The sequence below is a fragment of the Arthrobacter sp. Y3223164 genome, assembly GCF_059091005.1.
Genome location: NZ_JBNHGF010000607.1, coordinates 1 through 1,151, shown reverse-complemented (window position 1 = coordinate 1,151; position 1,151 = coordinate 1). Strand labels below are relative to the sequence as shown.

At 72.1% G+C, this 1,151-nt stretch carries 2 protein-coding genes; both read right to left on the bottom strand.

Annotated elements, in window-relative coordinates:
- The coding region (locus AC5RUJ_RS16805) for a FadR/GntR family transcriptional regulator (protein WP_494156308.1) at window positions 1–397 on the bottom strand (397 nt) is incomplete at its 3' end.
- 107 nt (window positions 398–504) lie between these two features.
- Window positions 505–1,151, bottom strand: a 647-nt coding sequence (locus tag AC5RUJ_RS16800; RefSeq protein ID WP_494156307.1) for a GNAT family N-acetyltransferase, incomplete at its 5' end; no start/stop codon positions are given.

The window sequence follows — 1,151 nt, the reverse complement described above, 5'->3', positions numbered from 1 at the left end:
CAGCCGGAGCCCACACGCTCACCGTGTTCACGCTGCAGACCCCGCACCGGCTGATCACCGAGGAGAACAACGACGCGATGCGGCAGCGGCTGCAGGCTTCGAGCAACTGCCGCGAGGCGGCGGAGTCGCTCATGCTGTGCGCCGCGGCGCGGACGACGGCCTCGACCGAGGTCCACGACCCGGGCGGATTGATAAACGTGCCGCGGCCCCGCTGGATGCTGATCACGTTCATCGCCCGCAGCATGGTGAGGGCTTCCCGGACAGTCAGCCGGCTGACCTGCGACCGGGCGGCGATCTCGGCTTCGGTGGGCAGCGCGTCGCCGGGCGCCATCCGGCCGGCGATGATCTGCTCCAGCAGGTCTTCCGCCACCGTGTCAACCAGCGTCCTGCGTTCCATCGGCCCTCCCGCCACACCCGGCAGCATGCCGGCGCGCTGACATCGTAACCGCCGCTGCCGGTTACCGGCGCGTAGCATGACGCTCCGGCGACACGCCCGGTACGCCGTCACGCGGCGCCGGCCGGGCGGGTCTCCCCGGCCTGCGGCCCCGGACGCAGCTTCTTCTGCCAGGCTGCCTCGTACCCGGCCGGAGCGAAGCCGAGGGCGGTGTTGATGTCCAGCATGTGGCTGTTTTCGTCGGCGTTCCAGGTGTAGAGCCGGCGCCCCTGCGGCCACGCCTCCACCACCCGCTGCAGGTTGCGGGCCTTGATCCACAGGCCCAGGCCGTGGCCGCGGTGGGCCCGCAGCACCAACGTGTCCTCCTGGAAGACCACCTCGGGCTGCTCCGGGAAGAATTCCAGCACCGTATGGCCCACCAGCCGGCCGCTGGGCACATGCCCGGCCGCGACCACCAGGCAGCGGCCGCCCTTGCGCCGCAGCTCCTCCTCATGGTGGCGGACGCGGGCGGCATCCCACGCCTCTTCCTCGCAGTCCAGGTCACCCAGCGGGACGTCGGTGCTCATCCGCTGCCGCAGGGCCGCGTACTGGTCCACCCAGTCCGGCGGGCAACTGTCGGCCCACTCGACCAGGCGATAGTCCGCGCCGGCCTTCCCGGCAGCCGCCGACGCGTGGGCCGCCAGACTGTCCTGGTCGGCGGGGAGCGGCATCCTGCTGCACCGCTCCACCTGTTCGAGCCGGAAGCCGCCGGCCAGCG